At 70.8% G+C, this 23,240-nt stretch carries 20 protein-coding genes; 12 read left to right on the plus strand and 8 right to left on the minus strand.

Annotated features, from left to right (window positions below; all coding sequences use genetic code 11):
* Nucleotides 1-125: 125 nt before the first annotated feature.
* On the plus strand, nucleotides 126-1,511 hold the full coding sequence (locus OG257_RS14075; RefSeq protein WP_329207785.1) for a glycoside hydrolase family 18 protein: 1,386 nt from the start codon (nucleotides 126-128) through the stop codon (nucleotides 1,509-1,511).
* Nucleotides 1,512-1,617: 106 nt separating this feature from the next.
* Here OG257_RS14075 and OG257_RS14080 read toward each other — a convergent pair whose 3' ends face one another.
* Entirely contained in the window at nucleotides 1,618-3,201 is a 1,584-nt protein-coding gene (locus OG257_RS14080) for a S8 family peptidase (protein ID WP_329207786.1), read from the minus strand.
* Between the two features lie 266 nt (nucleotides 3,202-3,467).
* Between OG257_RS14080 and OG257_RS14085 the strand changes: the two genes are divergently transcribed.
* A complete protein-coding gene (locus tag OG257_RS14085; protein WP_443054561.1) occupies nucleotides 3,468-4,580 on the plus strand; it encodes a threonine synthase in 1,113 nt (370 codons plus the stop codon).
* 30 nt (nucleotides 4,581-4,610) lie between these two features.
* Here OG257_RS14085 and OG257_RS14090 read toward each other — a convergent pair whose 3' ends face one another.
* A complete protein-coding gene (locus OG257_RS14090; RefSeq protein WP_329207790.1) occupies nucleotides 4,611-5,093 on the minus strand; it encodes a cupin domain-containing protein in 483 nt (160 codons plus the stop codon).
* Nucleotides 5,094-5,202: 109 nt separating this feature from the next.
* Here OG257_RS14090 and OG257_RS14095 point away from each other — a divergent pair, with 109 nt between their 5' ends.
* Together OG257_RS14095 and OG257_RS14100 are read left to right on the plus strand one after the other, a co-directional pair.
* Nucleotides 5,203-7,848, plus strand: coding sequence for a glycosyl hydrolase family 65 protein (locus OG257_RS14095; protein ID WP_329207792.1), 2,646 nt, complete (start codon nucleotides 5,203-5,205; stop codon nucleotides 7,846-7,848).
* 93 nt (nucleotides 7,849-7,941) lie between these two features.
* Nucleotides 7,942-8,961 (plus strand): LacI family DNA-binding transcriptional regulator, encoded by a 1,020-nt coding sequence (locus tag OG257_RS14100; protein ID WP_329207794.1) that lies wholly within the window; start codon nucleotides 7,942-7,944, stop codon nucleotides 8,959-8,961.
* Between the two features lie 213 nt (nucleotides 8,962-9,174).
* On the opposite strand, the gene ychF is transcribed toward OG257_RS14100, so the two are convergent.
* Nucleotides 9,175-10,263, minus strand: coding sequence for a redox-regulated ATPase YchF (ychF, locus tag OG257_RS14105; protein WP_329207796.1), 1,089 nt, complete (start codon nucleotides 10,261-10,263; stop codon nucleotides 9,175-9,177).
* A gap of 242 nt (nucleotides 10,264-10,505) precedes the next feature.
* Here ychF and OG257_RS14110 point away from each other — a divergent pair, with 242 nt between their 5' ends.
* Nucleotides 10,506-11,105 (plus strand): DUF6542 domain-containing protein, encoded by a 600-nt coding sequence (locus OG257_RS14110; RefSeq protein WP_329207798.1) that lies wholly within the window; start codon nucleotides 10,506-10,508, stop codon nucleotides 11,103-11,105.
* A gap of 6 nt (nucleotides 11,106-11,111) precedes the next feature.
* Here the strand turns inward: OG257_RS14110 and ppgK are convergent, their stop codons facing one another.
* A complete protein-coding gene (gene ppgK / locus OG257_RS14115) occupies nucleotides 11,112-11,849 on the minus strand; it encodes a polyphosphate--glucose phosphotransferase (RefSeq protein WP_329207799.1) in 738 nt (245 codons plus the stop codon).
* Between the two features lie 75 nt (nucleotides 11,850-11,924).
* Nucleotides 11,925-12,914: a 4-hydroxy-3-methylbut-2-enyl diphosphate reductase gene (locus OG257_RS14120; RefSeq protein WP_329207801.1), complete on the minus strand. Its 990-nt coding sequence runs from the start codon at nucleotides 12,912-12,914 to the stop codon at nucleotides 11,925-11,927.
* An 86-nt stretch (nucleotides 12,915-13,000) separates the two neighbouring features.
* Between OG257_RS14120 and OG257_RS14125 the strand changes: the two genes are divergently transcribed.
* From OG257_RS14125 to OG257_RS14140, 4 genes are all read left to right on the plus strand, one after another.
* The gene (locus tag OG257_RS14125) at nucleotides 13,001-14,344 is read left to right on the plus strand and encodes an APC family permease (RefSeq protein WP_329207803.1); all 1,344 of its coding nucleotides are present in this window, start codon (nucleotides 13,001-13,003) and stop codon (nucleotides 14,342-14,344) included.
* Nucleotides 14,345-14,435: 91 nt separating this feature from the next.
* Nucleotides 14,436-15,647, plus strand: coding sequence for an exodeoxyribonuclease VII large subunit (xseA, locus tag OG257_RS14130; RefSeq protein WP_329207804.1), 1,212 nt, complete (start codon nucleotides 14,436-14,438; stop codon nucleotides 15,645-15,647).
* A 70-nt stretch (nucleotides 15,648-15,717) separates the two neighbouring features.
* Entirely contained in the window at nucleotides 15,718-15,972 is a 255-nt protein-coding gene (locus OG257_RS14135; RefSeq protein WP_329207806.1) for an exodeoxyribonuclease VII small subunit, read from the plus strand.
* Nucleotides 15,973-16,153: 181 nt separating this feature from the next.
* Nucleotides 16,154-16,744: a malonic semialdehyde reductase gene (locus OG257_RS14140; RefSeq protein ID WP_329207808.1), complete on the plus strand. Its 591-nt coding sequence runs from the start codon at nucleotides 16,154-16,156 to the stop codon at nucleotides 16,742-16,744.
* A gap of 72 nt (nucleotides 16,745-16,816) precedes the next feature.
* Here the strand turns inward: OG257_RS14140 and OG257_RS14145 are convergent, their stop codons facing one another.
* Entirely contained in the window at nucleotides 16,817-17,338 is a 522-nt protein-coding gene (locus OG257_RS14145; protein WP_329207810.1) for a DUF4245 domain-containing protein, read from the minus strand.
* Nucleotides 17,339-17,482: 144 nt separating this feature from the next.
* Here OG257_RS14145 and glpX point away from each other — a divergent pair, with 144 nt between their 5' ends.
* A complete protein-coding gene (gene glpX / locus OG257_RS14150) occupies nucleotides 17,483-18,514 on the plus strand; it encodes a class II fructose-bisphosphatase (RefSeq protein WP_329207811.1) in 1,032 nt (343 codons plus the stop codon).
* Nucleotides 18,515-18,577: 63 nt separating this feature from the next.
* Here the strand turns inward: glpX and OG257_RS14155 are convergent, their stop codons facing one another.
* A complete protein-coding gene (locus OG257_RS14155; RefSeq protein WP_329207812.1) occupies nucleotides 18,578-18,946 on the minus strand; it encodes a WhiB family transcriptional regulator in 369 nt (122 codons plus the stop codon).
* Between the two features lie 157 nt (nucleotides 18,947-19,103).
* Entirely contained in the window at nucleotides 19,104-19,775 is a 672-nt protein-coding gene (locus OG257_RS14160; RefSeq protein WP_329207814.1) for a DUF1707 SHOCT-like domain-containing protein, read from the minus strand.
* A 247-nt stretch (nucleotides 19,776-20,022) separates the two neighbouring features.
* On the opposite strand from OG257_RS14160, the gene OG257_RS14165 reads away from it, so the two are divergent.
* Both OG257_RS14165 and OG257_RS14170 read left to right on the plus strand, forming a co-directional pair.
* The gene (locus OG257_RS14165) at nucleotides 20,023-21,690 is read left to right on the plus strand and encodes a fumarate hydratase (protein ID WP_329207816.1); all 1,668 of its coding nucleotides are present in this window, start codon (nucleotides 20,023-20,025) and stop codon (nucleotides 21,688-21,690) included.
* A gap of 204 nt (nucleotides 21,691-21,894) precedes the next feature.
* The gene (locus tag OG257_RS14170; protein WP_329207818.1) at nucleotides 21,895-23,238 is read left to right on the plus strand and encodes an MFS transporter; all 1,344 of its coding nucleotides are present in this window, start codon (nucleotides 21,895-21,897) and stop codon (nucleotides 23,236-23,238) included.
* Nucleotides 23,239-23,240 lie beyond the last annotated feature (2 nt).

Consider the following 23,240-nt stretch of genomic DNA (forward strand, 5'->3'; position numbering starts at 1 on the left):
CAGCGCATACCTCGCGCGACGCCGCGCGGGCTCTTGACCGTTTTTGGTCCAGACCAATACCTTCCTCTGCACAGCACGGCTCTCGCTGGCTCTCCAGCTCCGGCACACGCACAGGAACGAGTCCCATGCGTCGAAGAACCCTGTCCAGACTGACCACGGCCGCCTGCGCCTTCGCGCTGCTGGCCGGCATCGCCCCCGCGGCCACGGCCGACGGCGCCCACGACGACGGCGGCCGCGACGACCGAGGCGCGGGCCACAACCGCGCGTACAAGAGCATCGGCTACTTCACCCAATGGGGCGTCTACGGACGCGACTTCCAGGTCAAGGACCTGGACACGAGCGGTGCGGCGGCCAGGCTCACCCACATCAACTACGCCTTCGGCAACGTCAGTGCCGAAGGCAGGTGCTTCACCGGCAATGTGCCCGGCGAGGCGGACGCCTGGGCGGACTACGCCCGTCCGCTGGATGCCGCGGGATCGGTGGACGGCGTCGCCGACACCGACACCCAGGCCCTCGCGGGCAACTTCAACCAGCTGCGCGAGCTCAAGGCCAAGCACCCCGGCCTCAAGGTGATGATCTCGCTGGGCGGCTGGAGCTGGTCCACCCACTTCTCCGACGCGGCCCGCACCGCCGCCTCCCGCAAGGCCCTCGTCTCGTCCTGCATCGACCTGTACATCAAGGGCAACCTGCCCGTCGACGGCGTACGCGGGGGCGAGGGGGCCGCGGCCGGCCTCTTCGACGGCATCGACATCGACTGGGAGTGGCCCGGTTCCGCCGGTGACACCGACACGGTCTACCGCCCCGAGGACAAGAAGAACTTCACCGCCCTGGTGCACGAGTTCCGTACCCAGCTCGACGCCTACGCGACGTCGCAGAAGCCGCAGAAGTCACTGACGGACCGGAAGGCACGTCAGAAGCACTACGAGCTCTCGGCGTTCGTTCCCACCGCCCCCGCCAAGATCGACGCGGGCTTCGATGTCCGCCGCATCATGCGGGACTTCGACTTCGTCAACCTCCAGGGCTACGACTTCCACGTCTCCGGTGAGACGACGACCGCCCAACAGTCCGCCCTGTACGCGAAGGGCGACTTCAGCGTCGACCAGACGGTCCGCGACTGGATCAGGCGCGGTGCCCCCGCCCGCAAGCTGGTGGTGGGCATGCCGTTCTACGGGCAGGGCTGGACCGGAGTGACCGGTGGCGGCGACGGTCTCGGGCAGCCGGCGACGGCGCCCGCCCCGGCCACGTACGCGGCGGGCTACGAGGACTACAAGGCCCTCAAGAAGCTGGCCGATTCCGGGCAGTACACGGTGCACCGCGACACCCGCAACGGCCACGCCTGGCTGTTCGACGGGACGACGCTGTGGACGTACGACGACCCGCAGGTGCTGCGCGCCAAGACCTCGTACATCCGTGACCGCGGTCTCGGCGGTGCGATGTTCTGGTCGCTGGACGGCGACACGGACGACGGCGAGCTGATGTCCGCGGTCGACCGCGGACTCAATCGCCGCTAAGCCCTCCCGCCCGGATCAGGCCGGGCTCCCGGAGGAAGCGTGCGGGGCGGCTGCCGTCGGCAGCCGCCCCGCGTGCGTTCATGTCCGGCTCAGAAGCGGTCCGGCATCAGAACTGCAGTGCCCAGGAGTTGATCCTCCCGGTGTCGTACGTGGCGTTGTCGCTGACCCGGAGCTTCCAGGCGCCGTTGGCGACCTCCGACGAAGCGTTCACCGTGTAGGTGGTGATCACGTTGTCGGCGCTGCCGCCGGTCCCGTACGCCTTCAGGTTGTAGACCGAACCGTCGGGCGCGACCAGGTCGATCTTCAGGTCGCCGGAGTAGGTGTGCGTGATGTTCACGGGAACGCTGAGCGCTGACGGAGCGTTACCACTGATGCCGGAGACGGTGATCGGCGACTCGACCGTGGCGTTGTCGGCGATCGTATAGCCGGTCGTGCTCTCGAACTTGGTGCCGGTGGGCGGCGGGGTGGTGCCGGTTCCGACGTTCAGCAGCTTGTTCGGCGACCCGGTGCCCGGGCTCGTCACGACGCCGCTGGTGGCCGCGGCGACCAGTCCCGCCGAGACCTGCGCCGGGGTCTGGCCCGGGTGGTCGGCGAGGTACAGGGCGGCGGCACCGGCGACGTGCGGGCTTGCCATCGACGTGCCCGAGATGGTGTTGCTCGCGCTGTCACCGGTGTTCCACGACGAGGTGATCGAGGAGCCCGGGGCGAAGATGTCCAGGACGGTGCCGTAGTTCGAGAAGCTCGAACGGGCGTCGGTGCTGGTGGTGGAGCCCACCGTGATGGCCTCGGCGACGCGCGCCGGGGACTTGGTGGAGGCGTTCGTCGACTCGTTGCCCGCCGCGACGGCGTAGGTGACGCCGGAGGCGATCGAGTTGCGCACGGCGGTGTCGAGCGCGGTGTCCGCGCCGCCGCCCAGGCTCATGTTGGCGACGGCCGGCTTGACGGCGTTGGCCGTCACCCAGTCGATGCCCGCGACGACCTGCGCCGTGGTGCCGGAGCCGGCGTTGTCGAGGACGCGGACGCCGACGATCTTCGCCTTCTTGGCGACGCCGTACGAGGTCCCGGCGACGGTGCCGGCCACGTGGGTGCCGTGGCCGTTGCCGTCCTGCGCGGTGTTGTCGTTGTCGATGGCGTCGTAGCCGTTCGACGCTCGGCCGCCGAAGTCGTTGTGGCTGATGCGTACACCGGTGTCGATGATGTACGCGGTGACGCCCTCCCCCGCCTTGTCCGGGTAGGTGTAGCTCTGGTTCAGCGGCAGGGCCGTCTGGTCGATCCGGTCCAGTCCCCACGAGGGCGGGGAGGGCTGGGTGCCCGAGATCGTGAAGGTCCGGTTCTGCACGACGGACTCGACTGCCGGGTCCGCGGCGAACTTCTTCGCCTGCTCGGCCGGGAGTTCGACGGCGTAGCCGTTGAGCGCCGCACTGTAGGTCTTCTTGATCTTCGCGCCGTATTCCGCGGCGAGCGCCTTGCCGTCGGCGGATCCGGCGTCGGCGGCGGATTCGTCGAGGGTGACGATGTAACTGCCGCTGATGGCGCCCGGGGCGCCCGCGTTCTCGATCCGGCCTTCCGCCGCGCTCGGGGTCGCGAGGGCCGGGAAGGCCGCCGCGGTCGAGAGGGCGAGGGCCGCGCCGGTTATGACGCTCGTCGCGGCCAGTCTTCGCGCGTAGCGTGCGTGACGCTTCACTGCCATCTGAGGGGTCCTCCTCGTTTGCGGTGCGCTGGTGGGGGATGCCTGGGGGTGCATTGACCTGCATCGCGGTGCATGGGGGGTGCATTCGGTCGAGCGGGGTGCCTTCGGCCAAACAACAACATGGGCATGACAAACCAGACACGACAGAACCGCGTTCCGGGTTCCTCGTACGGCGGCGTGCCCTGCTGCCAGCGAAAGATTGGCCCATCCATAGGAATCCCACAAGACTGTCTTGGCATGAGCAATACATTCGCCACATGGCTGACATGCTGGCGGGCATGGCCACCTATCGCTGCCCGCAGGACGGGACCCGCGCAGACACGACCGAGCTGACCTGGTGTTGTCCCCTCTGCCGGGGGCCCTGGGACCTCGACTTCGACGTCCGGTCACCGATGTCCCTCGACTCGCTCACCGGACGCGTGAGTTCACTGTGGCGTTACGAAGAGGCCTTGCCCCTCCGCGGTCCTGCGGTCAGCCTCGGCGAGGGCAGGACCCCGCTCGTCCCCCTCACCGCGAGTGTCTCGGCCAAGCTCGACTACTTGATGCCGACGCTCTCCTTCAAGGACCGGGGCGCGGTCATGCTGGCCGAACTGGCCCGCCGCCTCGCCCCGGAGCGGGTCGTCGCGGACAGCAGCGGCAATGCGGGCACGGCCGTCGCCGCGTACTGCGCCCGCGCCGGCCTGCCCTGCACGGTGTACGTCCCCGAGGGCACGTCCCCGAAGAAGACCGAGCAGATCCGCGCGCACGGCGCCCGGCTGGAGATCGTGCCCGGCGACCGCGAGGCCACCGCACGGGCCGCCCGCGCGGCCGCCGACGGGCCCGGTACCTTCTACGCCTCGCACGTCTTCAACCCGTACTTCCTGCACGGCACGAAGACCTACGTCTACGAGATGTGGGAGGACCTCGGCGGCACGCTGCCGGAGGCGATCGCCGTGCCGGTCGGCAACGGCACCCTGCTCCTCGGCGCGGCCCTGGCCACGGCGGAACTCCTCGCGCAGGGCCTGATCGACCGCCGTCCCGCGCTGATCGCCGTACAGGCCGAGGCTGTGTCCCCGCTCGCGGAGGCGTTCCGTGCGGGCGCCGGCGAACTGCTCGATTCGCCCGTCCACGCCTCCCCCACCCTCGCCGAGGGCATCGCCATCCCCCGTCCGCCGCGCGCCCGGCAGATCCTTGCGGCCGTCAGGGAGTCGGGCGGCACCTTCCTCACCGTCACCGAGGAACGGATCCGTGCCGCGCAGCAGGACCTGGCGGCCCGCGGCTTCTTCGTCGAGACGACCGGGGTCGCCTGCTGGGCGGCCGTGGGCGACTGGACGGACCGCAGCGTCGTCGTACCCCTGTGCGGCGCCGGCCTCAAGACGGGCCTGGCGCCCGCACCGTGACCGGAATCCGCCCCGCGCCGTGACCGCCCGTCAGTCCGTCCAGTACGTGTCGTGCCTGATGAAGAACTCGGCACGCTCCTTCTCCGGCCAGTCGGAGACCTGCGACACCTTCTCGAAGTACTCCTCGCGGGGCGCCCCGGGCGTGAACAGCAGCAGCATCGAGGCGGGTGCGTCCGAGTCGTTGCGGAAGGCGTGCAGGCCGCCCTGCGGTACGTACAGGAAGTCGCCCTCGGTCGTGTCGACCCAGCGCTCGCCGTTGTAGATCCGCACCGTCCCGCCGAGGATGAAGAACGACTCCGAGATCGTGCGGTGGAAGTGCGTGGCAGGGCCACCGGCCCTGGGCGCCATGTTGATCCGGTAGAGCCCGAACTCGCCGTGCGTCGACTCCGTGGTCGCCAGGTAGTGCGTGGTGCCACCGCTGCGCGTCAGCAGATTCGGCGTGGTGTCCGCCGGGCGGTACTGCGCGCTGATCTCGCCCTCGCCGTCCGTGTACTTGGGTTCCGGATACGACATGCCGTTCTCCCTCTGCCCTGGACCGGTCCGCTCCGATGTGCCGTCCGATCAGCCGTTCACCCGCGCGCCGCAGCCCTACCCGCGACGCCGCCGTGCCTACCTTCGTACGGTGAGCCTCACGCGCATCTCTGTTCTCACGTCCTTGGTGGCGGGCGCACTGATCGCCCCCCTGCCGCCGCTCTCGTACGCGACCGGCGCGAGGACCGCCGCACCCGTGACGGCGCCACCGCCCGCCTCGTGCGGGCGGACGGGCCACGCGGGCGCCCGGGACGCATCCGGTGCGTCCGCCGCCTCCGACGGCGCCTCCTGGGCGCCGACGTCCACCGCCTTCGGCGAGGCCGCGGGATACGACCCCTACGTCGGCAACGGCTATCTGGGCCACCGGGTGCCCGCCACGGGCGCCGGATACGCGGCGACGGGCGGGAAGACCGGCTGGCCCCTCTACACACCACGGTACGACGGAGCCTTCGTCTCCGGGCTCTACGCCCGCGACAAGGGCCTCGCCGAGGGCCGCGAGGTGATCGCCGCCCTGCCGAGCTGGACCACCCTCGACGTGCGCGTCGGTACGGAGACCTTCGGCACCGGCACTCCCGCCGGCCGCGTCTCGCGGTACCGGCAGACCGCCTTCTTGCGCTGCGGTGTCGTCGTGACCTCGCTGCGCTGGACCACCGCCGACGGCCGGGCGACCGATCTGACGTACGAAGTGCTGACCGACCGCTCCGACGTGCACACCGGGGCCGTACGCCTGCGGATGACCCCGCACTGGAGCGGCACGGCAACGGTCACGGGCCGGCTGGACGAGCGCGGGGCGCGCCGGATGACGGTCGCGGACGACGGCACGTTCCGCACGCTCGGCACGGGCACGGAGGGGGCGATCGTCCAGACGGGTACCGGCAACGGCACCCGGACCGCCCGGGTCGAGGCGGGCCGCTCGTACACGTTCGAGAAGTACGTGGGCATCGACACCGCCCTCACCTCCCGCACCCCCCTCGTCTCCGCGCGCGACGCCTCGCGGCGCGCCGCCCGGCGCGGCTGGTCCGGGGTCCTCGCCGGCAACGCGGCCGCCTGGCGGACCGCCTGGGCCTCCGACATCGCCGTCCCGGGCAGCCCGGATCTGCAGGCCTGGCTGCGTGCCGCGCAGTACGGCCTGCTCGCCGGCACCCGCACAGGTTCCTCGGACAGCATCGCCCCGGCGGGGCTGACCAGCGACAACTACGCAGGCATGGTGTTCTGGGACGCCGAGACGTGGATGTACCCGGGGCTGCTCGCCACCCGCCCCGAACTGGCCCGCACGGTGGTCGAGTACCGCTACCGCACCAGGGGAGCCGCCCGCGCCAACGCCGAGAAGCTGGGCCACAGCGGCCTGTTCTACCCGTGGACGAGCGCGAGCAGGGGCCGGCTCGACTCCGAGTGCCAGAGCTGGGACCCGCCGCACTGCCTCACCCAGAACCACCTCCAGGGCGACATCTCGCTCGCCGTCTGGCAGTACTACCTGGCCACCGGCGACCGGACCTGGCTCGAGAGCCGGGGCTGGCCGCTCCTGGAGGGCATCGCCGACTTCTGGCAGTCACACGCCACGGCGAACAGCGACGGCAGCTACTCGGTGAGGAACGTCGCGGGCCCGGACGAGTACAGCAACGGGGTCACGGACGGGGTCTTCACCAACGCCGTCGCCGCTACCGCTCTGCGCAACGCGACCCGCGCCGCCCAGCTCCTCGGCCACCCGGCACCGGCGGGGTGGACCCGGGTCGCCGACGGGCTCCGCATCCCGTACGACGCCGAGCGGAAGCTGTTCCTCCAGTACGCCGGGTACAACGGCTCGACCATCAAGCAGGCCGACACCGTGCTGCTCGTCTACCCGCTGGAGTGGCCGATGGAGGAGGGTGCCGCCGCCGCGACACTCGACTACTACGCCGCGCGCACCGATCCGGACGGCCCCGCGATGACGGACTCGGTGCACGCGATCGACGCGGCCGCGATCGGGGAACCCGGCTGCGCCACGTACACGTATCTCCAGCGTGCCGTACGGCCGTTCGTCCGCGGCCCCTTCAACCTCTTCTCCGAGGCACGCGGCGAGAAGTCCGGCGCCGAGGACCCGCTCTCCGGCTTCCCCGCCGAGGACTTCCTCACCGGCAAGGGCGGCTTCCTCCAGGTCTTCACCCACGGCCTGACGGGCCTCCGGCTGCGCGAGGACGGCGTACGGCTCGACCCGCTCCTGCCGCCCCAGCTCCGCGAGGGCGTGGAACTGACAGGGCTGCGCTACCGGGGCCGTACGTACGACATCTCGATCGGCCCCCGCAGCACCACGGTCCGGCTGACGGACGGCGCCCCGTTCACGGTCCACACCCCGTCGGGCCCGCGCCGCCTCTCCACCACGCTCACCCTCCCCACCCGCCGTCCCGACCTCGCCGTGACGGCGGACGCCGCGCGATGCCGCCCCGCGACGGCCACCTCCGAGACCCCCGGCCTGTACGCCGTCGCGGCGGTGGACGGCAGCCCGTCGACGGCCTGGTCCCCCGAGGGCGCGACAGGAACCCTGGCGGTGGACCTGCGCCGGGTCCTGCGGGTCACCTCGATCACCCCCCGGTGGTCCGACACCGCTCCCGCCTCCCACACCCTGGAGACGTCGCTCGACGGCGGGACCTGGCGGCCGTACCGGTCCGGGGACCTCGCGCGCCAGGTGCGGGTGACGGTGCGCTCGGCGGACGCGGAGAAGCCGGCGGGAGTGAGCGAACTGGTCGTCCGCGGCCGGTGAACGACACGGCGCCGGCGTCGGCGGCGGTATCCCGGTTTCGTGCGAACTCCCGCCGCGTGTACCGGTTTCGGCACCGAGGGTTAAAATCCGGCCATGAACCGAGGGGCACCGACACTGGAAGACGTCGCGCAGCAGGCGGGGGTGTCCCGCGCCACTGTGTCGAGGGTGGTCAACGGTGTGCGCAACGTCGACCCCGCCATCCAGGACCTGGTCCGTGTCGCGATCGAACGGACGGGGTACACCCCGAACCGCGCGGCGAGGTTCCTCGTCACCCGGCGCGCGGGCACGATCGCGCTCATCATCTCGGGCGCGGGTGACGAGTTCGCCGCCCAGGTGTTCGCGGACCCGTTCTTCGGACGGGTGGTCGACGGCGCCATGGGGTACCTGCGGAGCCGTGCCATCCACCCGGTGCTCCTGTTCGCGGAGTCGGAGGCGGCCAGGGAGCAGGTCGTCGACTACGCGCGGCAGGGCAACGTGGACGGCACCCTCGTGGTGTCGCTCCAAGCGCCGGACCCGCTGCCGCAGTTGCTCGCCTCGGCCGGGATCCCCACCGTCCTGTACGCACGGCCGGCCCAGCCCCAGCCGTTCAGCTTCGTGGACCTGGACAACTACTCCGGGGCCGAGCTGGCCGCGGAGCACCTGCTCGCCCGCGGCTGCCGGCGCATCGCCGCGATCCCCGCTCCGCAGAACCTTCCCGCCGCCCGGGCCCGGCTCGACGGTTTCCGTGACGCGCTGGCCGCCGCCGGCCACCCCGCCCCGCTGATCGCCGAGGGCACGTTCACCCTCGACAGCGGCGCGGCGGCGATGAGCCGGCTCCTGGAGGAGGACCCCTCCGTCGACGGCGTCTTCGCGGCCAACGACCTGATGGCACAGGGCGCCTGCCAACTCCTGCGTGAGCGCCGGCGGCGCATACCGCAGGACGTCGCGGTCGTCGGTTTCGACGACTCGAGCGCCGCTTCGGTGTGCCGACCGCCGCTGACCACGGTCCGTCAGCCGGTGGAGAAGATGGCCGAAACCATGGCCAAGCTCCTGTGCGAACACGTCGAAGGCGTGCGCTCCGAGCCGACGTCGGTCGTCTTCGAACCGGAACTGGTCGTACGCGAGTCCGCCTGACGGGGAACGCCCGGCAGGCCGGTCAGCAGCCTGTACCCGGCCCCGCCACCCAGCAGTTCGCCACCAGCCGGGAGACGTGGCCGGCTCCGGCCGCCCGGGCCAGGTGACCGAACGTCAGGACACCCGGAACGGCGAGGGGCCGGCTCCCGGAAGAGCCGACCCCTCGCCATCTGCGAACCTGGCGGAACGCCCTGTCCCGCGGTAATGCACCGATCACACGTTGAAGCGGAACTCCACCACGTCGCCGTCCTGCATGACGTAGTCCTTGCCCTCCATGCGCGCCTTGCCCTTGGCGCGGGCCTCGGCGACCGAGCCCGTCTCGACCAGGTCGTCGAAGGAGATGATCTCCGCCTTGATGAAGCCCTTCTGGAAGTCGGTGTGGATCACACCGGCCGCCTCGGGGGCCGTGGCGCCCTTCTTGATCGTCCAGGCGCGGGTCTCCTTCGGGCCTGCCGTGAGGTAGGTCTGAAGGCCCAGCGTGTCGAAGCCGACGCGGCCGAGGGTCGCCAGGCCGGGCTCTTCCTGGCCCATGGACTGGAGGAGCTCGAGGGCCTCGTCGTCGTCGAGCTCGATCAGCTCGGACTCGATCTTGGCGTTGAGGAAGATGGCCTCGGCCGGGGCGACGAGGGCGCGCTGCTCGTTCTTGAAGTCCTCGTCGACCAGCTCGTCCTCGTCGACGTTGAAGACGTACAGGAACGGCTTCGTCGTGAGCAGGTGCAGCTCGTGCAGGAGCTGTCCCTTCTCCGTGGCCGCGGTGATGCCCACGGAGAAGAGCGTGTCGCCCGCCTCGAGGATCTTCTGGGCCTCCTCGACCGCGGCGAGGACGGCGACCTTCTCCTTCTGGAGGCGGGCCTCCTTCGTCAGGCGCGGGACGGCCTTCTCGACGGACTGGAGGTCGGCCAGGATCAGCTCGGTGTTGATCGTCTCGATGTCGTCCTTGGGCGAGACCTTGCCGTCGACGTGGACGACGTTCTCGTCCTTGAAGGCACGGATGACCTGGCAGATCGCATCGGACTCGCGGATGTTCGCGAGGAACTTGTTGCCCAGGCCCTCGCCCTCGCTCGCGCCGCGCACGATGCCCGCGATGTCGACGAAGTCGACGGTGGCGGGGAGCAGCTTCTGCGAGCCGAAGATCTCGGCGAGCGTGTGCAGGCGCGGGTCGGGGACACCCACGACTCCGACGTTCGGCTCGATGGTGGCGAACGGGTAGTTGGCCGCCAGCACGTCGTTCTTGGTCAGGGCGTTGAACAGGGTCGACTTGCCGACATTCGGCAGGCCGACGATTCCGATCGTGAGCGACACGTTGGCGACTTCCTGGAGTGAGGACGATGAGTGAGCTGCGGGGCTGTGGCGGGCGGGCCCGGGGTGGACCGATTCTCCAGTTTACGGGCGGGGCGGGGCGGCCGGTCACGGGTCCGGGGCGGGGCGGGTGTGCGGCCGGACGGGGCCGGTTTCGGCCGTGCGGTATCGAACGCAGGGCCAAGGTCGGCCAAAGCGCGTGTCCAACGCCCGAAAGGACCCGCACCGCGACCTAGGTTGTCCAGGTGGAGCAGCACAGGACACGTACCCCGCAGCGCAGGCAGCCCCAGCAGGCCCCGCTGTCCCCGCCGGGCGGCCTCGGCGAGGCCGCGGCCTGTCCGGTGCCGGCAGGCGTGGGAGTAGCGGTCGCACCGGGGCCGGCACCCAGGTCCCGCACCGTCGCACCGGTGGTGCTCGCGCTGCGCAGGTTTCCCAACCCCCGGCTGACCGGCATCGGCGCCGGGCTCTTCGCCGCCCTGGCCATGTTCCTGCTGGCCTGCCTGGACCAGTTGCTCCTCGGCGGTTCCGAGGTCGTGTACGGGGTGCTGTTCCTGCCCGTCAGCGCGCTGACGGCGCTCTGGGTGCGGCCCGCCGACCTGGTCACGGCACCGATCAGTGTGCCCATCGCCTTCGCCGTCGGTGTGATCCCCGTCGCCGGGGGCACGGGCGGCTTCGGCGGGCAGACGATGGCCGTCGTCACCGCGCTCGCCGTCCATGCCGGCTGGCTGTACGGCGGCACGCTCATCGCCGGGATCATCGCGACCGTCCGGAAGATCCGGCACATGCGGGAGCGGCAGCGGTACCTGGCCAGGACCGGTCAGGGTGCGCGCCGCCCCCGCTCGTAGCCCGGGTCAGTTCCCCGCGGCCGCCATGGCCGCGCCCACGATGCCCGCGTTGTTCTGCAGCTCGGCCGGAACCATCTCGGCCCGTACGTGTTCGATGAGGGGGAGGAACTTCTCCGCCTTGCGGCTGACTCCCCCGCCGATGATGAAGAGCTCGGGCGAGAACAGCATCTCCACGTGGACCAGGTACTTCTGCACCCGGTGCGCCCAGTGGTGCCAGCTCAGGTCCTCGTCCTCCTTGGCCTTCGTGGAGGCGCGCTTCTCCGCGTCGTGCCCGTGCAGCTCCAGGTGGCCGAGCTCGGTGTTGGGGACCAGCTGACCGCCTGTGAAGAGGGCGCTGCCGATTCCCGTACCCAGGGTCAGCATGATCACCGTGCCCTTGCGGCCGCGGCCCGCGCCGAAGGTCATCTCGGCGATTCCGGCCGCGTCGGCGTCGTTGAGGATCGTGACCGGCTGCCCGATGCGGTCGCTGAGCAGCGCACGGGCGTCCGTGTCGATCCAGTCCTTGTCCACGTTGGCCGCGGTACGCGTGATGCCGCCCGTGACCACCCCGGGGAACGTGATGCCGACCGGGCCCCGCCAGTCGAAGTGGCCGACGACCTCGGCCACACCGTCGGCCACGCTCGCGGGCGTGGCCGGATGCGGTGTCAGTACCTTGTGGCGCTCCTGCGCCAGCTCTCCGCGGTCCAGGTCCACGGGCGCACCCTTGATCCCTGACCCGCCGATGTCCACACCGAAGATCTCCATGGAATCCACGGTACGGGCAGGTGGCACGGATCACTTCCCGGGGCGGGGATCCGTGCCGTGCGGGGTGCGTTCCCGTTACTCGGCGGAGAGTGCCGCCGCCTCGGCGCGCAGGTCCCTGCGGAGCTCCTTGGGCAGCGAGAAGGTGATCGACTCGTCCGCGGTCTTCACCGTCTCGACGTCGCCGTAACCCCGCTCGGCCAGCCACTCCAGCACTCCGTCGACCAGGACGTCGGGGACCGAGGCACCCGAGGTGAGGCCGACCGTGCTGACGCCTTCCAGCCAGCTCTCGTCGATCTCTGCGGCGAAGTCCACCAGGTGCGCGGCGGGCGCGCCGGCGTCCAGGGCGACCTCGACCATGCGGATCGAGTTCGACGAGTTCTTGGAGCCGACGACGATGACCAGCTCGGCGTCCTCGGCCAGCTTCTTCACCGCGATCTGACGGTTCTGCGTGGCGTAGCAGATGTCGTCGCTCGGCGGGGAGATCAGCTTCGGGAACTTCTCCTTGAGCGCGTCCACCGTCTCCATCGTCTCGTCGACGGAGAGCGTGGTCTGGGAGAGCCAGACGACCTTCGACTCGTCGCGTACGGAGACGCCCGCGACGTCCTCGGGGCCGTCGACCAGCGTGATGTGGTCGGGGGCCTCACCGCTCGTGCCGATGACTTCCTCGTGGCCCTCGTGGCCGATCAGGAGGATGTCGTAGTCCTCCTTGGCGAAGCGGACGGCTTCCTTGTGGACCTTGGTGACGAGCGGGCAGGTCGCGTCGATGGTGGCGAGCTTGCGCTCGGCGGCCTCCGCGTGGACGGTCGGCGCGACGCCGTGGGCCGAGAACATCACGATGGAGCCCTCGGGGACCTCCGCGGTGACGTCGACGAAGATCGCGCCCTTCTTCTCCAGGGTCTGCACGACGTACTTGTTGTGCACGATCTCGTGCCGGACGTAGATCGGGGCCCCGTACTGCTCCAGGGCCTTCTCGACGGCGATCACGGCACGGTCCACGCCCGCGCAGTAGCCACGGGGAGCGGCGAGAAGGACACGGCGGGCAGGAGTAGCAGTCATGCGTCCCATCGTAAGGCCGTACCGAACAGGCGCGGGCTCGGCGGGGTCGGGAGACTGAAGCCCTGTGCGGCGGGCAGGCGAGCGACGGAGGACTCATGGCGGGCAGCAGCGTGGACGGCGGAAGGCTGCGACGCACGCTCGGCTTCCGGGACCTGGTGGTCTACGGGCTGCTGTTCATCGCCCCCATGGCCCCGGTCGGCGTGTTCGGCACGCTCGACGCGAAGTCCGACGGCGCTGTCGCGCTGGTCTATGTCGTGGCGACCGTCGTGATGGCCTTCACCGCCTTCAGTTACGCCCAGATGGTGCGCGTGGCCCCGCTGGCGGGTTCCGTCTTCGCGTACGCCCGCAAGGGGCTCGGGGAAGGGCCGGGCTTCATCGCGGGCTGGATGGCGATGCTCGATTACCTGCTCATTCCGGCGGTCGCCTATCTCTTCTCCGGGATCGCGATGAACGCGCTCGTCCCGGAGGTGTCGCGGTGGGTGTGGACGGCGATCGCGGTGGCCGTGACCACGCTGCTCAACCTGTGGGGGGTGAGGGCGGCGGCCCGGGTGGGCTTCGCGGTGCTCGCCATGGAAATCGTGGTGCTGCTGGTGTTCGTGGTGTCCGCGGTGGTGGTGCTGGCCAGGGACGGGGCGCAGCGCGGCTGGCTGACGCCGTTCACCGGGGACACCGGTTTCTCGATGACGGCGGTGCTGGGGGCGGTGTCCGTCGCGGTGCTGTCGTACCTGGGCTTCGACGCGATCGCCTCGTTCGCGGAGGAGGTGACGGGGGGTTCGGCGAAGGTGGCGCGGGCGGTGCTGTTCTGTCTCGTCCTCGCCGGGGTGCTGTTCGTGGTCCAGTCGTACCTGGCGGCGCTGCTGGAGCCCGTGAGCTCGGCGGAGCTGGCGGCGAACCCGGTGATGCAGGGGTCGGCGTTCTACGACGCGGTGGACGCCTCGGTCGGGACGTGGCTGCACGATCTGGTGGCCGTGAGCAAGGCCATCGGGGCGGCCTTCGCCGCGCTGGCCGGGCAGGCCGCGGCCGGGCGGCTGGTGTTCGCCATGGCCCGGGAGCACCGTCTGCCGTCGTTCCTCGCCCGGGTCGACGGCGGGTCCGGGGTACCGCGCGTCGCGATCGGGGGCGCCGCGATCGTGACGCTGGTGGCGGCGGTGTGGGCGGCCCGGCGCGACGACGGGCTCGACCATCTGGTGTCGGTCGTGAACGTGGGCGCCCTCACGGCGTTCGTGCTGCTGCACGCGTCGGTGGTGGGCTGGTTCGCCGTACGCCGGATGGAGGGCCCGCCGAACTGGTGGCGGCATGTGCTCCTGCCGGTCGTGGGCGCCGGCGTGCTGATCGCGGTCATCCTGGAGGCGACGACGAGCGCCCAGCTGGTGGGGCTGTGCTGGCTGGGGATCGGCCTGGTGGTGCTGGGGGCCCAGTGGGGGCGGCGGGCGGTCTGAGGAGCGCGGTGGGGGGCGGGCGGCGCCCCGAGGGCCGGGAGGCGGGCCGGGTTCCCCCGTCGATGTCCGTCCCGGCCGATACGCTCGCCGCATGGCTCTCACTACGTCCCCGGAAGCTCCGCTGCCCGTCGGCGACGTGTCACGGCTCATCGGGGGGTGGATCGACCGGCTCGGTGCGGTCTGGGTCGAGGGGCAGATCACCCAGCTGTCACGGCGGCCGGGCGCGGGCGTCGTCTTTCTGACACTGCGCGACCCGTCGCACGACATCTCGGTGAGCGTGACGTGCTTCCGCCAGGTGTTCGACCGGATCGCCGATGTGGTGACGGAGGGCGCGCGCGTCGTCGTCCTCGCCAAGCCCGAGTGGTACGCGCCCCGCGGGCAGCTGTCCCTGCGGGCCACGGAGATACGGCCGGTGGGCATCGGCGAGCTGCTGGTCCGGCTGGAGCAGCTGAAGAAGTCGCTGGCCGCCGAGGGCCTCTTCGCGCTGGACCGCAAGAAGCCCCTGCCGTTCCTGCCCCAACTGATCGGCCTGGTCTGCGGGAGGGCGTCGGCCGCCGAGCGCGACGTCCTGGAGAACGCGCGGCGCCGCTGGCCCGCGGTGCGCTTCGAGGTGCGCAACACCGCCGTACAGGGGGTGCACGCGGTGAACCAGGTCGTCCAGGCGGTGAAGGAGCTCGACGAGCTGGCCGAGGTCGACGTGATCGTCGTCGCGCGCGGCGGCGGCAGCGTGGAGGACCTCCTGCCGTTCTCCGACGAGCAGCTCATCCGTGCGGTGGCCGCGTGCCGCACGCCGGTGGTGTCGGCCATCGGGCACGAGCCGGACTCCCCGTTGCTCGACCTGGTCGCGGATCTGCGGGCGTCGACACCGACCGACGCGGCCAAGAAGGTCGTCCCGGACGTGGGCGAGGAGCTCGACCGGGTGCAGCAGCTCCGGGACCGGGCACTGCGGACCGTACGGGGACTGCTCGACCGCGAGGAGCGGGGGCTGGCGCACGCGCTGGGCCGGTCCGCCATGGAGCGCCCGCAGCGGATGGTGGACGAGCGGGCGGCGGAGATCGACGCGCTGGCCGGGCGGAGCCGCCGGGTGCTGGGCCATCTGCTGGACCGGGCCGACTCGGAGCTCGCGCACACCCGGGCGCGGGTGGTCGCGCTGTCGCCCGCGGCGACGCTGGAGCGGGGGTACGCGGTGCTGCAGCGGCCGGACGGACATGTGGTGCGCTCCCCGTCGGACGCCGGGGAGCCGGGCGAGGAGCTGCGGGCACGGGTGTCGGAGGGCGAGTTCACGGTGCGGGTGGCCGAGTGACGCACCGGAGGCCGGGTCGCGGGCCGGTGGCCGGGCCCCTGATGTCACAGCTCACGAATAGGGTGAACGCATGACGGACGACGGGACGACGACTGCCGCTGCGGCGACCGGCACGCTCGGGTACGAGCAGGCGCGGGACGAGCTGATCGAGGTCGTGCGGCGCCTGGAGGCGGGCGGCACGACGCTGGAGGAGTCGCTGGCCCTGTGGGAGCGGGGCGAGGAGCTGGCGAAGGTGTGCAGGCGCTGGCTGGAGGGCGCGCGTGCCCGGCTGGACGCGGCGCTGGCCGGCCCGGACGAGCCCGCCGAGGGTGAGCGCACGGACTGAGCCGGACGGCGGCGCCGGATCCGCCCGAGCGGGAACGGGGCGGGGCGGAGCACTGTGCGGTCGATCACCCTGGGACAGATTTAGTTGAACGTTAATCAATATCTCGGTTACGGTGATCACATCGCTTTGCGCGGCCCACGGGCCCGCGTGACCCCGTAGCCGTCCGGAAGGTACCCCCCAGATGTCCCTCGTCCTTGACCCCGCCGCCCAGGACCTCCTCTTCCGCGAGGCCCGCACCGCCAACGCGTTCACCGACGAGCCGGTGACCGAGGAGCAGGTCCAGGCGATCTACGACCTGGTCAAGTACGGCCCCACCGCGTTCAACCAGTCGCCGCTGCGCGTCATCCTGGTCCGCTCGGCAGAGGGCCGCGAGCGGCTCGTCCAGCACATGGCCGAGGGCAACCGGCCGAAGACCGCCGCCGCGCCGCTGGTCGCGATCCTCGTCGCGGACAACGAGTTCCACGAGGAGCTCCCCGCGCTCATGCCGCACTTCCCGCAGGCCAAGGACGTGTTCTTCTCCGAGCGTCCGGTCCGCGAGAAGTCCGCCGCGCTCAACTCCGCGCTGCAGGCCGCCTACTTCATCGTCGGCGTCCGCGCCGCCGGGCTGGCCGCCGGCCCGATGACCGGCTACGACGCCGCGGGCATCGAGAAGGAGTTCCTCGACGGCGACCACCAGGTGCTCATGGTCGTCAACATCGGCAAGCCGGGCGAGGACGCCTCGCTCCCGCGGCTGCCGCGCCTGTCCTACGACGAGGTCGTCACGACCGTCTGAGGCCCCGCATACACCGAAGACCCCCGCAGCGCTCGGCGCCGCGGGGGTCTTCGGTGTACGGGGGAACGCGGGTCAGGACGCCGTCTTCAGCGCCGCCGCCATCTCCGTCAGCCGCTCCGTCGAGGCCGAGCCCGTGACCACGGTCGTCACGCCCTCGGCGTGCAGCACGAGGGCGTCGTACTTCGGGCCCTCCCAGTGCTGCCACGCCTCACCGGCCACCTCACGGGTACGCCCGGTGTTCCTGGCGTCCTGGCTGACCTCGGGGACGTACTTCTTCGCCGGGGACGTGGACTGCTCCACCGCGACGTACTTGCCGTCCGGGTCGAGGAAGCCCAGGTGCCAGCCGGCGCCCGCCTGCCCCTCGTACGAGACGGAGGTCGGCTTCCACTCCTTCGAGAGCCCGGCCGGGGCGGCCACCGGATACGGTGCCGCGCGCCTCGCCGTCGCGAGCTCGACCCTGTAGTCCACGGCGCGGACCGGATCGGCCTTGTCGTCGTGCGGGACGAAGATGTAGATGACGCCCGCCAGTGCGGTGATGACCATCATCGACAGGAACATGTCCCGGACGGTCTGCTTGCCTCGCTTGCTTGCCACGGACTCAATGGTGGCATGGGCTCCCGGGCGCCCGGCCACGGGGCTTCCGCTCATACGTGACCCGCCCTGCTCATTTTATCGACCTACCGATAGAGTCACAGCACCCTCTTTTCCGGTCGTCGTCGTACAGAAAGGTGCGCTCCGATGTCCGAGCATCATCTGCCGTCCCAGCTCGAGGTCTCTCCGGAGGCCCCCGACCGCAACCTGGCCCTGGAGCTGGTCCGGGTCACCGAGGCCGCCGCCATGGCCGCCGGGCGCTGGGTCGGCCGCGGCGACAAGATCGGCGCCGACGGCGCCGCAGTGAAGGCCATGCGAACCCTCGTCTCCACCGTGTCGATGAACGGCATCGTCGTCATCGGTGAGGGCGAGAAGGACGAAGCTCCCATGCTGTTCAACGGCGAGCGGGTCGGCGACGGCACGGGCGCCGAGGTCGACATCGCCGTCGACCCGATCGACGGGACCACGCTCAACGCCAAGGGCATGCCGAACGCGATCGCCGTGCTGGCCGCGGCCGACCGCGGCGCGATGTTCGACCCGTCCGCCGTCTTCTACATGGACAAGCTGGTGACCGGCCCCGAGGCGGCCGACTTCGTGGACATCAACGCGCCCGTGTCGGTGAACATCCGACGCGTCGCGAAGGCCAAGAACTCCACTCCCGAGGACGTCACCGTCGTCATCCTGGACCGCCCCCGGCACGAGGGCATCGTCAAGGAGATCCGGGAGACGGGCGCCCGGATCAAGTTCATCTCCGACGGCGATGTGGCCGGCTCCATCATGGCCGCCCGCGAGGGAACCGGCGTCGACCTGCTCATGGGCATCGGCGGCACCCCCGAGGGCATCATCTCGGCCTGCGCCATAAAGTGCCTCGGCGGTGTCATCCAGGGCAAGCTCTGGCCCAAGGACGAGGCCGAGCGTCAGCGTGCGCTGGACGCCGGGCACGACCTGGACCGGGTGCTGTCGACGGACGACCTCGTCAGCGGGGACAACGTGTTCTTCGTCGCCACCGGGATCACCGACGGCGAGCTGCTGCGCGGTGTGCGGTACCGCGCGGAGACGGCGACCACGGAGTCCCTGGTGATGCGCTCCAAGTCGGGCACCATCCGGAAGATCGACTCGACGCACCGGCTCTCGAAGCTGCGCGCCTACAGCGCGATCGACTTCGACCGCGCCAAGTAGGACCGTGCATGCAGGGGTGAGGGGGCTGCCGGTGGGCAGCCCCCTCACCCCTGCCCGCAGGTCTCAGCCGGCTGCGAGGTGCTCCGTGGGGGCCGCCGTCTTCAGTTCGATGTCGCGCCTGCGGCGCCGGGCGAGCACCACGCGGCGTTCGGCGGCCGTGAGGCCGCCCCACACCCCGTAGGGCTCGGGCTGTATGAGCGCGTGTTCGCGGCAGTCCACCATCACCGGGCACCGCGCGCAGACCTGCTTCGCGGCCTCCTCGCGTGACAGCCGGGCAGCAGTCGGCTCCTTCGACGGGGCGAAGAACAGCCCGGCTTCGTCCCGGCGGCACACCGCCTCCGCATGCCAGGGGCCTGCCTGGTCCTCCCGCGCAGGACTGCGCTGGGACGGCACGGCGGCGACCTGCAGGGGCTGATGCGGCAGTTGCAGCACGGTCTACTCCTGACGACGGCTTCGCGAGCGAGAGACGATGCAGCACTCCCTACCCGCTGTGCGCGCGCCTATGCACTGAGTGGCCCCGGCTTCGGGTCCACCCAATTCCGCTCACCCGCCTTCTGGCCGGAATTCGAGCTGTACCGGCCACCCCGCCTCAGTGGCCGAGGTGTTTGCGCAGCTGGTCGTGGAGGTTGGCAATGAGCTTGCCACGCTTGGGCTTTGCCTCGACGTTCCCGAAGACGGAATAGCCGTTGACTACGACCACCGGGGCTTCCGGGTCTGTCGATTCCAGTGTGTCGACTTCGAAATTGCCGAAAACACCTGTGCCACTGCCGCGCAGCGAGATGTTCTCGGGGACCCTGATCTCGACACTGCCGAAGATGGACGTCGCATTGATGACGGTCAGACGCTGGCCGAAAAGGGCCTCGGTCAGATCGATCTCGATGCTGCCGAAGAGCGAGAAGGCGTTCGTGCGGCCACCGACGCGCCAACGGCCCTTCCGGGTGGAGCTGCTGAAGACCGCCACCAGGTTCTCGGCGGGCCCGCTCGGCCCCTCGGGGCCGTACGCGTACGGAGAGGCGGCCGGCCGGCCGGCGGCCCTGCCCGCGGGCAGGTCCTGGACCAGCGGCTCGAGTTCACCCACGGTCTTGGCCCGGTAGACGAGGTCGACCCGCTCGGCGTGCTCCTCGGCGGTCAGCCGGCCCTCGGCCATGGCCTCCCGCAGGATGTCCGCGATCCGGTCGCGGTCCGCATCGGATGCGCGGATACCGGCGGGCGCGGGACCGGCCGGAGCGACGGGCTGCTGGGGCTGCTTCTCGAGGTCCACCGGCCCAGCGTACCCAAACGCGATAGATCGCGACCAGTACCCCTGCGCCACTTCCGCGGGATCCGGCCCCGTTCGGCCCCGGCCCGGTGACGGATCGGGCCACGGGCCCGTCATGATCCGGACGAAGGCACCGGGCCGGATCCGGGTGAGCCTTACCTCACAGGCTCACCGCCGCCGCGGGGTCCTACCCTGGTTGATGCGCTGCCCAAGGGAGGACGGCGCTGTCACCGAGTGAGGAATGGCCGTAATGCCAGAGTTTGCGTACTCCGATCTGCTCCCACTGGGAGAGGACACCACGCCGTACCGGCTGGTGACCGCCGAGGGCGTCTCGACCTTCGAGGCCGACGGCCGTACGTTCCTCAAGGTGGCTCCGGAGGCCCTGCGCACCCTCGCCGCCGAGGCCATGCACGACATCTCGCACTACCTGCGGCCCGCCCACCTGGCGCAGCTGCGGCGCATCGTGGACGACCCCGAGGCATCGTCGAACGACAAGTTCGTCGCACTCGACCTCCTGAAGAACGCGAACATCGCCGCCGCGGGTGTCCTGCCCATGTGCCAGGACACCGGTACGGCGATCGTCATGGGCAAGCGCGGACAGAACGTGCTGACCGAGGGCGGTGACGAGGAGGCCCTGTCGCACGGCATCTTCGACGCGTACACCAAGCTCAACCTGCGGTACTCGCAGATGGCCCCACTGAACATGTGGGACGAGAAGAACACCGGCTCGAACCTCCCGGCCCAGATCGAGCTGTACGCGACGGACGGCGGCGCGTACAAGTTCCTCTTCATGGCCAAGGGCGGCGGCTCGGCCAACAAGTCGTTCCTCTTCCAGGAGACCAAGGCGGTCCTCAACGAGACCTCCATGATGAAGTTCCTGGAGGAGAAGATCCGCTCCCTGGGGACGGCCGCCTGCCCGCCGTACCACCTGGCGATCGTCGTCGGCGGTACGTCGGCCGAGTTCGCGCTCAAGACCGCGAAGTACGCCTCCGCGCACTACCTGGACGAGCTGCCCGCCGAGGGCTCCCCGACCGGCCACGGCTTCCGGGACAAGGAGCTGGAGGAGAAGGTCTTCGAGCTGACGCAGAAGATCGGCATCGGCGCGCAGTTCGGCGGAAAGTACTTCTGCCACGACGTGCGCGTGGTCCGCCTCCCCCGGCACGGCGCCTCGCTGCCCGTCGCCATCGCCGTGTCCTGCTCGGCCGACCGCCAGGCCACCGCGAAGATCACCGCCGAGGGCGTCTTCCTGGAGCAGCTGGAGAAGGACCCGGCGCGCTTCCTCCCGGACACCACCGACGAGCACCTCGACGAGGCGGGTGACGTCGTACGGATCGACCTCAACCGGCCGATGGACGACATCCTCGCCGAGCTGACCAAGTACCCGGTCAAGACCCGGCTCTCGCTGACCGGCCCGCTGGTCGTGGCGCGCGACATCGCGCACGCCAAGATCAAGGAGCGGCTCGACGCGGGCGAGGAGATGCCGCAGTACCTCAAGGACCACCCGGTGTACTACGCGGGCCCGGCGAAGACCCCCGAGGGTTACGCGTCCGGCTCCTTCGGCCCCACGACGGCCGGCCGCATGGACAGCTACGTCGCGCAGTTCCAGGCGGCGGGCGGCTCCAAGGTGATGCTCGCCAAGGGCAACCGGTCCAGGCAGGTCACCGACGCGTGCGACGCCCACGGCGGCTTCTACCTCGGTTCGATCGGCGGCCCCGCGGCACGTCTCGCGCAGGACTGCATCAAGAAGGTCGAGGTCGTCGAGTACGAGGAGCTCGGCATGGAGGCGGTCTGGCGCATCGAGGTGGAGGACTTCCCCGCGTTCGTCGTGGTCGACGACAAGGGCAACGACTTCTTCACCGAGCCCGCCCCGGCACCGACGTTCACCAGCATTCCGGTGCGCGGCCCCGGCCTCGGCTGACCGGCCCGCGCGCATCCAGGGGCGTTCCCGTTACCGCGGGGGCGCCCCTGGGGCATTCCCGCTCACCCGGGACGTGCTCTTGTACGACGGTGTGCGGCAATCATCTGGCGGTGGCATGAATGACCGCTCTTCACATGTGTGCAGATTGCCTATGTGTGGGCGGTAGGGGTCCTGCGGGCCGGACCGCCCGGCGAGTATGAGCGGATGACGCCCGGTATCAACACCACGGACAACAACACGGCCCGCCCGGAACGCCGTTATCGATTTCTCGTCGCGGGTTACGCCGTCTCCTCGTACGGCACCTTCCTGAATACCGTGGCGCTCAATCTCTTCGTCTATGCGACGACGGGGAGGGCGCTCGCCATGGGGCTGTTCATGGCCGTGCGGCTGGCGTCGGGATTCGCCGCGGGACTGACGGCCGGCGCACTGCTCGCACGTTTCACGGCGAAGAGCGTCATGCTGTGGACGAACGCCGCGCAGGCCGCGGTGATGCTGTCGCTGGTCCTCGCGCCCGACGAACTGCGGACGGGCGCGCTGATCGCGGTCTGCGTGGTCGTCGGGGCCTGCGGGACGCTGTTCATGGTGGCGTTGCGCAGTTCCGTTCCGGAGATGGTGGCCCCGGAACGCCTCACCTGGGCGAACTCGCTCTCCATCACGGCGCGTTCGGTGGCGATGGTGGCCGGGTTCGCGTCCGCCGGTGTGGTGGTGTCGCTGGTGGGTTACACGGCGGCTTTCGTCATCGATACGGCGACCTTCGTGGTGTGTGCGGTGACGGTTGCGCTGCTGCCCGTCGCGGGCGGCGCCGCGGGCACGGGCGCGGAGGCGGTGCCGGCCGGGGGCGCGGAGGCGGAGCCGCCGGGGCGGAGGCGGATGCCCGTCGCCCTCGCCGCGCTGGCCGCCGCTCCGGGCCTCGGGCTGATGGTGGCCCTGCGCGGGGTGGACGCCTTCGGCTCCTCGTCCCACAACGCCGCGCTGCCCGTCCACTCCAGCGCGCTGGACGCCTCGCACCCCGCGGTGTTCGTCAGTGCGTTCTGGTGCCTGTGGGCGGTCGGGAACATCGGCGCGCAGCAGGTGATCCAGCGGTACGCACGGCGCACGGGCCGCGCGGTGGGTGCGCTGGGCTTCGGCTACGGGACGGTGGTGATGTCGGCGGCGTTCATCCTCGCGTTCGTGGGTCTGCCGCTCGCCGCGACGGCTGTCGTCGCGCTGGTCGCCGGGGCGGCGGACGGGCTGACGGAGGTCTCGTACACCTCGCACCTGCAGACGCTCTCCGCCCGGCTGCGCGGCCACGCGTTCGGGCTGTCCGCGACCTTCGAGAATCTCGGGTTCGGCGTCGGCATGATCATCGTGGCGGCCGCGCTGGAGGGCTACAGCCCCCTGACCGTGGTCGCGTGGTCCCACGGGGCCGCCATCGTGGTCGCGCTGGCGTTCCTGCTGCGGGTGTCCGCGCAGCAGGCCGGCGGACCAGGGGTGCGGAAAGGGGCGCTGCGAGGGGTACGGCAGCCGCGTCGAGGTGACCGGGACGGCGCCGGGACCCCCCTGGGCTGACA

The sequence above is a fragment of the Streptomyces sp. NBC_00683 genome (assembly GCF_036226745.1).
Lineage (GTDB): Bacteria > Actinomycetota > Actinomycetes > Streptomycetales > Streptomycetaceae > Streptomyces.